Origin of the sequence: Mucilaginibacter kameinonensis (assembly GCF_003675385.1) — a bacterium.
GTDB lineage: Bacteria > Bacteroidota > Bacteroidia > Sphingobacteriales > Sphingobacteriaceae > Mucilaginibacter > Mucilaginibacter kameinonensis.
Genome location: NZ_RCWZ01000008.1, coordinates 66,410 through 79,134, shown reverse-complemented (window position 1 = coordinate 79,134; position 12,725 = coordinate 66,410). Strand labels below are relative to the sequence as shown.

General features: G+C 43.6%; 5 protein-coding genes. 4 read left to right on the top strand and 1 reads right to left on the bottom strand.

Annotated features, from left to right (window positions below):
* Window positions 1-63 precede the first annotated feature (63 nt).
* The 4 genes from EAH55_RS29710 to EAH55_RS29695 all read left to right on the top strand — a co-directional run bounded on the left by EAH55_RS29710 (window position 64) and on the right by EAH55_RS29695 (window position 10,614).
* Window positions 64-2,343: an NADP-dependent malic enzyme gene (locus EAH55_RS29710; protein ID WP_121812890.1), complete on the top strand. Its 2,280-nt coding sequence runs from the start codon at window positions 64-66 to the stop codon at window positions 2,341-2,343.
* A gap of 210 nt (window positions 2,344-2,553) precedes the next feature.
* Window positions 2,554-3,138 carry a Holliday junction branch migration protein RuvA gene (ruvA, locus tag EAH55_RS29705; RefSeq protein WP_112575625.1) on the top strand — a complete coding sequence of 195 codons (585 nt, stop codon included), beginning with the start codon at window positions 2,554-2,556 and terminating at the stop codon, window positions 3,136-3,138.
* Window positions 3,139-3,162: 24 nt separating this feature from the next.
* Window positions 3,163-10,173: a T9SS outer membrane translocon Sov/SprA gene (sov, locus tag EAH55_RS29700; RefSeq protein ID WP_244228404.1), complete on the top strand. Its 7,011-nt coding sequence runs from the start codon at window positions 3,163-3,165 to the stop codon at window positions 10,171-10,173.
* 231 nt (window positions 10,174-10,404) lie between these two features.
* Entirely contained in the window at window positions 10,405-10,614 is a 210-nt protein-coding gene (locus EAH55_RS29695; RefSeq protein WP_112575624.1) for a DUF2683 family protein, read from the top strand.
* Between the two features lie 277 nt (window positions 10,615-10,891).
* Here EAH55_RS29695 and EAH55_RS29690 read toward each other — a convergent pair whose 3' ends face one another.
* On the bottom strand, window positions 10,892-12,694 hold the full coding sequence (locus EAH55_RS29690; protein WP_112575623.1) for a hypothetical protein: 1,803 nt from the start codon (window positions 12,692-12,694) through the stop codon (window positions 10,892-10,894).
* Window positions 12,695-12,725: the final 31 nt, after the last annotated feature.

The window sequence follows — 12,725 nt, the reverse complement described above, 5'->3', positions numbered from 1 at the left end:
GGGGCTTTTTTATGCTTGTTCCGTAAAAAGAATTGTAATTTTGGGCGCTTCAATTTGAAAAAAATGAATAAAACTAACCGAAAACAGGACGCGCTGAATTACCACTCTCAAGGCCGTCCCGGGAAGATACAAGTTGTACCTACCAAACCAACAAATTCGCAGCGCGACTTAACTATGGCTTACTCTCCGGGTGTAGCCGAACCATGTTTGAAGATTGCTGATAATACCGAAGATGTTTATAAATATACCGCCAAAGGCAACCTGGTAGCGGTGATCAGTAATGGTACTGCCGTGCTTGGTTTAGGCAATATTGGTCCTGAGGCCAGCAAGCCGGTAATGGAAGGTAAGGGCCTGCTTTTTAAGATTTATGCGGATATCGACGTATTCGACCTTGAGCTGAACGCCAAAAGTGTTGATGATTTTGTAAATATAGTTAAGGCACTTGAACCCACTTTTGGTGGTGTAAACCTTGAAGATATTTCGGCCCCAACCTGCTTTGAAATTGAACGCAGACTAAAAGCCGAAATGAATATCCCGGTAATGCATGACGACCAGCATGGTACCGCCATTATATCGGGTGCGGCTTTGATGAATGCCTGCGAAATACAGGGTAAAAAGCTGGATAAGATAAAGATGGTAGTTAACGGTGCAGGTGCCGCCGCGGTATCATGTTCAAAAATGTACCTGTCATTAGGTGTTAAAAAAGAGAACCTGGTGATGTTTGACATCAACGGCGTTTTAAACCAGGAACGTACCGATCTTGATGATATCAGGATGGAGTTTGCCACTACCCGTACCGATGTAAAAACACTGGCCGACGCCATGAAGGATGCCGATGTGTTTGTTGGTCTTTCGGCAGGTAATGTAGTAACGCCGGATATGTTGAAGACGATGGCCAAAAAGCCTATCGTTTTCGCTATGGCCAACCCGGTGCCCGAAATTGATTATGACCTTGCAGCCGGCACCCGCAACGATATCATTATGGCAACTGGTCGTTCAGATTTTCCTAACCAGGTGAATAACGTGCTTGGTTTCCCGTATATCTTCCGTGGAGCGCTTGACGTTAGGGCAACGGCTATTAACGAAGAAATGAAGATTGCCGCTACACATGCTATTGCCGAGATGGCTAAAAAGCCTGTTCCGGAAGCGGTTAACCTGGCGTATAACCTTACCAACCTTAAATTTGGTAAAGATTATATCATCCCGAAACCAATGGATCAAAGGCTGATCACCGAAGTATCTATGGCGGTGGCAAAAGCAGCTATAGCATCTGGTGTGGCCCGTAAAGTGATCACCGATTGGGATGCTTACCAGGAAGAATTAAGGTCACGTTTAGGCACTAATGACAAGTTATTACGTAACCTCACCGCCAAAGCAAAACAAGACCCTAAACGTGTTGTATTTGCCGAGGCTGATAATTATAAAATCCTGAGATCTGCCCAGATTGTAAAAGAAGAGGGTATTGCTACTCCTATTTTATTGGGTAACGAAGCAAGGATCAAAAAGATTATCCAGGATAACGACCTTGATTTAGGAGATGTGCACATCATCGACCCGCGCGAAGGCTGTGAGCACATGGACGAGTACGCTGAGTTTTTATACAATAAACGCCAGCGCAGAGGGATAACCCTGTATGAGGCTAAAAAGCAATTGGTAGACCGTAACTACTACGGCGCCTGCATGGTGCAGTTTGGCCGCGCCGACGCGCTGATCTCCGGCTTAACCAAAAACTATGTAACCACAGTAAAGCCTGCACTACAAATTATAGGTACCGAAGAAGGAGTGAACCGTGTTGCAGGTATGTACATGATGATCACCGCTAAAGGTCCGGTATTTTTTGGTGATACCACTGTGAATGTAAATCCTGGTGTTAATGACCTCGTGGATATTACAGTGCTCATAGAGCGTTCAGTAAAGCAATTTAATATCAGCCCAAGGATTGCGGTGTTATCATATTCAAACTTTGGTTCAAATGAGGGCGAGGTTCCTGAAAAAACACGTGAGACAGTAGCTATCCTACATGAAAAGTATCCGGATATGGTAGTTGATGGTGATATGCAGGCCAACTTTGCGCTTAATGCAGATTTGCTTGCGGATAACTTTCCGTTCTCAACGCTTAATGGAAAACCGGCAAATACGCTGATCTTCCCTAACCTGGAATCAGGTAATATTGCCTACAAACTTTTACAGGAGATAGGTGGAGCCGAAGCGGTAGGCCCTATATTGGTTGGCTTGAAGAAACCGGTACACGTACTGCAATTAGGCAGTTCGGTGCGCGAAATTGTAAACATGGTTACCATTGCTGTGGTTGACGCACAGGCAAAAGCCGCTGCTAACAGTTAATATTTAACTTAATAAATAAGTATATCTTTTGATAAAGACGCTGGCATTGAAACGCTTAGCGTCTTTATTTTTTTAGCTGAGGATACCGCAGCTTTTTGTTTGTCATTATATTAATATAATGACGCCGGAATTTTATCTTTGGATAATCACTGTAGAGGCGGTTTAGCCTGCAAAATCTTTGTTTTAATAAACTTAATAAAGTAATAATATATGTATGATTATATTAGTGGGAAACTAATGTTTAAAAGCCCGTCGTATGTGGTTATTGATGCAGGAGGGGTAGGGTATCATATCAATATTTCTGTAAATACCTATTCGGGCATAGGCGAAGACGAAAAATGCAAACTCTTTGCGTGGTTACACGTAAAAGAGGACGCGCACACCCTTTATGGTTTTGCTACCGAAGGTGAGCGCAGGTTGTTCTTACATTTGATCTCCATTTCGGGCATAGGGCCAAATACGGCAAGGATGATGTTATCATCCATAACCCCGGCCGAAATCCAGGCGGCTATTGTAAACGGAAATGTTTCGCTGATCCAACGGATAAAAGGCATCGGCCCCAAGTCGGCCCAGCGTATTATCTTGGAGCTGCAGGATAAGCTGCGCAAGGAAGGCCCGGATACATTAACCGTTGTACCGGTAAGCCAGACCGTTAAGGATGAAGCCTTGTCGGCATTGGTGATGCTGGGTTTTGCACGCAACACAGCCGAAAAAGTATTGGATCAGGAGATTAAGAAAAATAATGGCGAATTAACGGTTGAAGAGCTTATTAAGTTCGCTTTAAAAACTCTATAATTACGGATATATATCTACTAACTTTTGACCAAAGTATTTACTTATAAGACACTTATAAGTGTGTTGTTCATTGTGGTGTTCGGGGGGCTGGGTAATGTGTATGCACAACAAAAGCCTACTCCTGCGGCCAAAAATGATACAACCAAATCAAATGTACCAATAAACCTAACCGCGCCACGAAGCCAGCGGATGAGGGAAGGTATTTTCAATGCTGATCCGGCCAATTTGGTGCGTACCATTGAATATGACCCGGCCACAAACCGTTATATTTTATATGAAAGAGTAGGGAACCTGCTTTATCGCCCGCCGCAATACCTCACGTTTGAACAATATTTAAGGCTTAAGGAACGATCAACTCAACGGGGGTATTTTCAGCAACTGGCCGATAATTATGCTTACGACTCTCAGCAGCCGGGGTTTATACCGCCCATTAAAGTGAGGAGCCGTACGTTTGAACAGATCTTTGGAAGTTCGGTGATTGATATCCGGCCGCAAGGATCGGCAGAGATGATATTGGCGGGGCAAGTAAATAAAAATCAGAACCCGCTTTTTAATACCCGCCAACGCAGTCAGTTCAATTTTAATTTCGATCAGCGCATCCAACTGAATGTAACCGGTAACATAGGCGATAAATTAAAGATCACTACCAATTACAACACCGATGCGCAGTTCCAGTTTGAAAACCAGATCAAGCTTGACTACACAGGTTCGCCGGATGAGATCATTCAAAAAATTGAAGCCGGTACGGTTAGCATGCCGCTCAATACAACATTGATTACCGGTAGCCAGGCGCTTTTTGGCGTTAAAACCAAACTGAAATTTGGCCGGTTAGATGTTACCAGTATCTTTTCGCAACAGCGGTCGCAATCAAAAACTATCACCATTACCAATGGCTCTCAGCAGGGCGAGTTTAGGTTAACACCTGCGGATTACGAGGCTAACAAACACTTCTTCCTATCACAATATTTCAGGAACAATTACAACCGGGCCTTAGCCAACATCCCGATCATTAGCTCCAATATCAACATTACTAAAATTGAGGTTTGGACAACCAACCGTACCAACGTAACAACTGACTCCCGCGATATATTAGGCTTTATTGATTTGGGCGAAAATAACCCGTACAATAAAACAAGGATTGTTGGCGGTGGCAGCGCCTTACCTGCCGGTTTTAAAGGCCCTGGTTTTGCACAGCAGTCCAATAACCTGTTATCGGTTTTGCCTCAAAATGCAAGGCTTACCAACTCTAATGATGTCGCTAATTTTTTCCAGGGATCGGGCAGTACAGATAACTATTCAAAACTAACCTACGCCCGTAAGCTTACCGATAAGGAGTACACCCTGCACCCGCAGTTAGGTTATATCTCCCTAAATTATCCTTTAAATAATGATGAGGTACTGGCAGTGGCCTACCAGTACACAGTTAACGGTGTACAGTACCAGGTAGGTGAGTTCAGTAGCGACGTTGCTGTTAACCCCAATACGCCTAACGTACTCTTTGTAAAGTTGCTGAAAGGCGAGTTGCTGAAAACCAACCTGCCAACCTGGGATTTGATGATGAAAAACATTTACTCCCTTGGTGCTTTCCAGATAGCCCCAACCAATTTTAAGTTAACTGTTACCCGCCTTGATGATAAATCGGGTATCGAAAAAACGGTAATGGAAGAGGGGCAAAATACCAAAGGTAAATTATGGTTGCAGATAGCAGGGCTTGATAACCTGAACCAGCAAAGTGATAAAAAGCCAGATGGTTACTTTGACTTTTTGGAGGGCATCACTATCGATTCGCAAAACGGACGCATTTCATTCCCGGTAGTGGAACCTTTTGGTTCGGATCTGGCCGCACAATTTACCCCCGGCGAAACCGACCTGACTAAACGATATGTTTACCAGGCCTTGTATGATTCAACCAAAACCATAGCGCAGCAATATTTCCCGGCTTTAAACAGGTATGTTATTAAGGGTACGTATACCTCAACAGGTGGTTCGGAATACCAGCTGAACGCGGTTAATATTCCGCAGGGTTCGGTAAATGTTACTGCCGGTACCGTAAAACTACAGGAGGGAAATGATTATACGGTTGATTACAATGCCGGCCGGATCAGGATCCTGAACCAGGCGCTGTTATCGTCCGGACAGCCTATTACTGTAAAATTGGAGAATAATGAGTTGTTTGGTGTTCAGCAAAAATCGCTGTACGGTACAAGGCTCGACTACCACGCCAGCGACAAACTTCAATTAGGCGCTACTTTGATGCACCTTACCGAGCAGCCGCTTACCCAAAATGAAGTAGCGGGCGAAGAATCTATTTCAAATACAATCTGGGGTTTTGACGCTAACTACAGTTCAAACTCACGTTTCTTAACAAGGCTCGTTGACAAGATCCCCGGTATTCATACCAAAGTGCCATCATCCATCAATTTTTATGGCGAGTTTGCCAAACTGATGCCGGGTAGTCCCGGAGCGTTGAACTTCGCAGGTTCAAAAAATGGAACATCGTATCTTGATGACTTTGAAAATAGCCAGTCGGTAATTGATGTTAAGGCCGCCAACGCCTGGCAAATTTCGGGTACCCCGCAACTGTTTACCGAATCGACTTTGTTTGATAACCTGAGTTATGGTTACAACCGTGCGAGGCTGGCTTTCTATAATATCGACCCTATATTTTATACCAATACAGGTTCTATCCCAGTGTCAAGAAGCGAGCTTTCCAATCACTACGTAAGGCAGGTGATTGAGCAGGAAGTATTTCCTTACAAGCAATCGGCCACCGGCCAGCCGCTTAGCCTGGCCACGTTGAACATGGCTTTTTACCCAACCATTCGTGGCCCTTACAACTATACAACAACAGGCATTAATCCCGATGGGACCTTACAAAATCCTAAAACCCGTTGGGGCGGTATGTTCAGGAAATTGGAAACCAACGATTTTGAATCATTAAACGTATCATACATTGAGTTTTGGGTGCTTGATCCATTTATTTATAAACCAAACTCCGCAGGTGGTGATCTTTATTTTAACCTGGGCTCTATCTCTGAGGATATCTTAAAAGACGGACGCAAAAGTTTAGAGAACAGTTTACCTGTAGATGGTGATATGACCAAGGTTGATGAAACCAATTGGGGCCGCGTATCCAAGCTACAACCGGTTGTTAACGCTTTTGATAATAATCCCGATGCCCGTAAACTGCAAGACGTTGGTTTGGATGGTATGAACGATCAGGACGAGCAAACTAAATTTGCGCCCGTTGTACAACAGATAAAGGGTCAGCTGAACGCGCAAGCTGCAAATACTTATGCGGCCGACCCTTCATCTGACGATTATCAATATTACCAGGGCCCCGCGCTCGATCAGGCCCGCGCCGGCATTCTTGACCGTTACAGCAAATACAACGGTACCGATGGTAACTCTAAAACGGCTCAGCAATCGCAGGCCGAACTTGGTTTGCAAAACTCGGCCTCAACCTCACTGCCCGATGGCGAGGATATTAACCGCGACAATAACATGAGCCAGGAAGATTCGTACTTTCAGTATAAAGTGTCTATGCGTCCGGCCGATATGGTGGTGGGTCAAAATTATATCAGCGATAAAGTTACCGCACAGGTAAAGCTGCCCAATGGTACAACGCAGGCTGTTAACTGGTACCAGTTCCGGATCCCGATCACTGATTATCAGTCGAGGGTAGGCAACATCCAGGATTTTAAGGCCATCCGCTTCATGAGGATGTTCATGACCAACTTTGCCGATACAGCAGTACTTCGTTTTGCTACGCTTGAATTGGTACGCGGTGAATGGCGTGCTTTCAATACCGAGAAAAATCCGCTGAATGTAATTGCTGATCCGGCCATTCAAAACCCGCCTATAGACAATTCGACCATTGACGTGCAGGCGGTAAATATTGAAGAAAACGGTAACCGTACACCTATTCCTTATGTGGTGCCACCGGGTATTAACCGCCAGCGTAATTACAATAACCTGCAAACCAATACCAAGCTTAACGAGCAGTCTTTATCGATCAACGTAAAGAGCCTGCGCGATGGTTATTCAAGAGCCGCTTTCCGCACGTTTTATAATGACCTGCGTAAGTACAAACGCCTGCAAATGTTTATCCATGCCGAAGGTGATTATTTAAAAGATAATGACCTGAACGCGTTTATCCGCTTGGGAGTTGATTACCAGGATAACTATTACGAGTATGAGCTACCTTTGAAAATAACCCAGCCGGGCACCAGCGATCCGGCAGCTATCTGGCCCGATGTTAATGAAATGGACCTGGAACTTGATCTGCTTGTACGTGCAAAACTTGCCCGCAATCACTCCAATGTAGCATACAATCAGTTGTTCAAATATACTGAGGGAGATAAGGTAGTTTATATCAAGGGACAGCCCGACTTAAGTAAACTGCGTACCATTATGCTGGGCGTACGGAACCCTTATAAAGGCACTAATGCTATTCCGGATGATGGTTTGGATAAATCGGGAACAGTTTGGTTTGATGAGCTGCGCCTTACCGACTTTGATCAGCGCGGTGGATGGGCGGCCACCGCAAGGATTGATGCCAAGCTCGCCGACTTTGCCGATATCACCGTATCGGGCAGTAAAACAACCATTGGTTTTGGTACTTTGGATTCAAGGCTGAATGATCGGAGCCAAAGCGATGATCAAACTTATGATGTGTCGGCTAATGTTGAACTGGGCAAGTTTTTCCCGGATAAAAGCGGTATCCATATTCCGGCGTATATCAATTTATCATCGCAAAGGAGCATGCCGCAATATGATCCCGGCGCGCCGGATGTTGAATTGAAGGCATCGCTTGCAGCCGCTACCAGCACAAAAGAGCGCGACTCTATCCGGAACGCGGCTATTGATATTACTACCCGTAAAAGCATCAACTTTACCAATGTGCATAAGGCCAGGACAAACCAGAATGCCATTAACCACATTTGGGATATTGAAAACTTTAACGCCACTTACGCCTATACCGAATACAACCATCATGATTTTGTGACACAGAATGATGTGGAGAAAACGTATAACCTTACACTCGCTTATAACTATACCAATCAGCCAAAATATTATAGTCCGTTTGCCAAGATCATTAAAAGCAATATGTTGGCCTTGTTCAGGGATTTGAACTTTAGCTTGTTGCCGTCGAGGTTGAATTTCAGTATTAACTTTGATCGTTTTTATTCCGAGAACACCCTGCGGGATAACGATCCTAATAATTATATCCCTATCCCTACAACTACATTCAACAAGTATTTCAACATAACCCGTGTATATGGCATCGGCTGGAACTTGTCGAAATCTTTACAAATGGATATCGATGCTACCAATTTATCGGTAGTGGATGAGCCTGCAGGACGTATCAATGGTTTAAAGCGCGATACCCTTTGGGATAACCTGAAGAAGCTTGGCCGTACTACCAACTATAATCACACCATCAACTTTAATTATACGGTACCTATCAACAAAATTCCGGGGTTGGATTGGGTATCGGCCGTGGCCCGTTACAGCACACACTTTAACTGGCAAACGCAGCCGCTGTTTGCTATTAACAGCACCAATTATGATGTGGGTAACAGCATCCAAAACTCAAGGGCTATTCAGCTTAACCCAACTTTGAACATGGTTTCGCTGTATAATAAGTTCCCTTTTATCCGCAAGGCAAATAATCCCAATAAAAAGAACAACATTCTGATTGGCTTGCTAACCAGTGTTAAAAACCTGAGCGCCACCTATACCCGTACGCAGGGCACCTTTTTACCGGGATACTTACCACAGTCGGGCTTTTTTGGCGCAGATGGAAGCGCTCCCGGGTTGGGCTTTTTGTTAGGCAGCCAGACAGATATCAGGGTCAAGGCGGTTGCCAACGGCTGGATCACTAAAGATACCCTGCAAAATCAGCTGTATACCACGTCGCTCAATGAAGATATGCACTTTAGAGGCATTATAGAACCCTTTAAAGATCTGCGGATTGAGCTTACCGCATTTAAAACGCAGGATCATAATTACCAGGCCAATTTTAAATACCTGGCATCAAGCAATAGTATTGAAACGCTGAGCCCGGTTACATCGGGGAACTATAGCGTATCATTCCTTACCATTGGTACTGCCTTTGAATCAGCAAAGGGGATTAACAATGTATCCAGCACCTTCCAGAAATTTTTGGATGCCCGTACTGTGATATCACAAAGATTAGGGCGTACCAATCCAAATTCAAGCGGCGTTACCGACGGCTATGCCGATGGTTATGGGCCCAATTCACAAAACGTACTGGTACCGGCGTTTTTAGCTGCTTATGCGGGTAAAAATGCTTCGGGTAGTAACCTGTCGCAGTTTCCTAAAATCCCGATACCTAACTGGCAGGTTACTTACAACGGCTTAAGCAAGATCTCCTGGTTCCAGGATATTTTTGATTCATTTGATTTGAGCCATGGCTACCGCTCATCATATAACGTAAGCGGTTTTACATCGTTATTGCAATACCAGCAAGCCAATGGAGCTTCATCTGCCCGTGACCTGAACAATGATTTCCTCCCGTTATATCAATTTTCGCAGGTTACCATTTTTGAACAATTTGTACCCCTGCTGGGTGCGAGTATGCGTTTTAAAAATAGTATGACCGCCAATGCCGAGTATCGACAAAGCCGTTCGTTAAGCTTGAGTATGCTCAACAGTCAGCTGGCACAGCAAAATGAAAAGATCATTGTTCTGGGCTTTGGCTATCACACTAAAGATTTTCATTTCCCGTTTGGCTGGTTTGAAGGTATCCAGCATAAGGACGTAAACTTTAAGCTTGATTTTTCGCTTCGGGATAACAAAACACTCATTTACCGTGCAGATGTTGAATCGGCCGAGATTTCATCAGGTGCGCAGAACATAACCGTTAGGCCGTCTATTGATTATGTGATCAATCAGCGTTTTAACCTGAATTTATTTTACGACTCGAACCTTACCAAGCCTTACACTTCGCAAACCTTTAATACGTCGTTCACCAACTTTGGCATTAATTTGAAGTTGTTGTTGCAGTAGGACTGAGCGAAACGTGATGTATAATGTCAAAGCGTCATTGCGAGGCACGAAGCAATCTCCGATTTACAAGGCCGCTTTGTGTAGTTCGCGATTGCTTCGTGCCTCGCAATGACGCTGTTTATGATCTCTTTCAAAAGGTATACCGTCTCATCAGAGGTCTCAGAGAGGATTCTGATAGCACGCGCGTTGTACCAAGCTTAAATTTTTTCTATCATTAGTATATTTGTTAATATGGATGCATTGATTGTTTACCCAAAGAATAAGGAACAGATGGCAGCTTTAAAGGCAGTTATGAAAGCCATGAAAATTTCTTTTGAGCAAAAAAGTGAAGTTTACCCCGATTATGTGATTAAAGGTGTCAAAGAATCCTTAAAGCAAGCAGAAGAAGGTAAGCTAACTCCATATATCGGATTTAGAGACGTGCTTAAGGTTTTCCGTTAATTCAAAATTTCAGTAGGAGACACCTACGGAGTCAAAAAGGTATATTTTTATTGCTATAAACACGTTGCCCCGCTGGGGCTGGTAAATGTTTATTATATAATCTGCATGCTTGATGAGATGTTGGGCCTCAGAGAGGCCTCGTGTTTATAGCCGAAGTTCAAAGAAAGGGTGGACTCCAGCGGAGTCTCGTAGTCGTAAACTTCTATTGTCCCTCAGGCTCTCTGAAACGACTCAAAGGGGCTTCATTTTCAAATCTTCGAACCGGACAATTTTCAAATCAAAACTTCCCCTGATCCATCAGCTTCTTACGCTCTGCTTTTCTTTTCTGGCGTTCTGCTTTATTCTTTAAGCGCTCCTCTTTGTTTTTATTATGCTCGTCAATGCGGTCTTTGGTGGCTTTTTGTTTTTCCTCATCAAGACCGATGCATGGCTTTATGCCGGTAAGCAGCGTTTTCCAGATGGTTTTAAAAAATGGAGAATCTTTTGGGCGTTTATAGATTACTAATGATGAGGTAAGCTTACCCTTGTCATCCGGGTTGCTGCGCCTGATCACAAACAGGTTTGCAAATATCGACATGATCGATTTTCTTTTGAAGCGGTCGTTAGCCGTGTCGGGCTTTAGCAAAACCACCTTTAAATCGTTATATAAAAAATCAACTTTTCCTTTAAATACTTTGCTGTTGGCCTGGATATCAAAACTGAATTTTTTAACGCTGCCCGATGTCATTTTTACCATGGCTAACGGCATTGTGGCTGGGTTTAGCCGGCTAAATTCCATAGGTCCTAATGTGCCTTTGTAGCTGAAGGCAGCATCATCGTCAGTTAAATTAAATTTCATTTGAACATCGAGCCGGCCGCGGTTCATGAAATATGTTGTCAGATCAATAGTGGTAAAATTATTTTTGGCTATGGCCGATGGATTATTGGTAATGTTATAAATATTGCCGCTGGTATTGTTAAATGCAACCGTACCTGTTTTCTGTGACTTTTTATCAAATTCATTATAGATCACATCCATATGACGGAGTTTCAGGGTGTCGATCCGCAGATCAAGATTTAATTTCCTGATCATCATGTTAGGAAAGGTTTTAACCTTATCCGTTAGTGAATCGGGCTTTTTACCAGGGTTAGTGAAAGCGGTTACCTTGCCATTGGCCAGGGTTAAACTTGATGCAGAAACGGTACGGTATTTATGATAATTTAAATAATCAAAATTATTGAGCTGTACAGAATCGGCCAGCAGGCCCAGCCGGTCTTTTTGACTTTTGCCAAAGAATACATCTGATTTGGCCGGTTGCATGGCAAGCCCTTCGATATTAAGCTTTGAAGTAAGCGTTGAAAGTTTAAGATGCCTGATCTTATAGGTATATAAGCCGCTCGGCGTTTCTCCGGTGTAATTATTTACTTCGGTTATAATATCCTTACAGTAAAGCAAGCGCGATTTATCGTACTGCGTAGCCGAATCTATCAGTAAATCGGTAGCGCTAAAGTTCAGCTCTTTCAGCCGGGAAATAGCTACTTTATTGCCCGAGTAATCTTCATATTTTAAGTTAACATCATTCAGTAAAATAGTACCGATTTGGATACATTTCAGGCTTTTGGAAATACGCTGCCAGGCGGTACGACGGTCTTTAACAACAGTATCTTTAGTATGGTTTAGCTGGTAGCTTACGTTCAGTTGCGGCTCATTCAGGATGATCTGGCCAATATTTAATTTTTTCTGAAAATACAGGCTAAAGGGATGCACGTGGTTAAGCACCAATCGCTTTACCTTAAGTTCAACCAGTGTATTTGGCGCCAGGCGTAAGCGTTTTTTTTTATTGTAAACAGCTGTATCCGGCTTGAGCGTTATATTATAAATGATAATTTTCCCCTGCAGGATATGCAATTCCGCATCCGAAAAATCGGCTTTATAAAGGCTGTCGCTGCTGCTTAATACAACATCCTTTACTTTTCCGGCCAATATGGGCGACCAATACCTGTTTACAACTACGGCCAGCAGCAATATCACGATTACCGGTATCAGCACAAATTTAAATGTCCTTTTTTGCCACTTGTGCTTTAAAAAATTTAGCGCCATTTACCGGTTATTAATTTTACTTGTGTCTTAA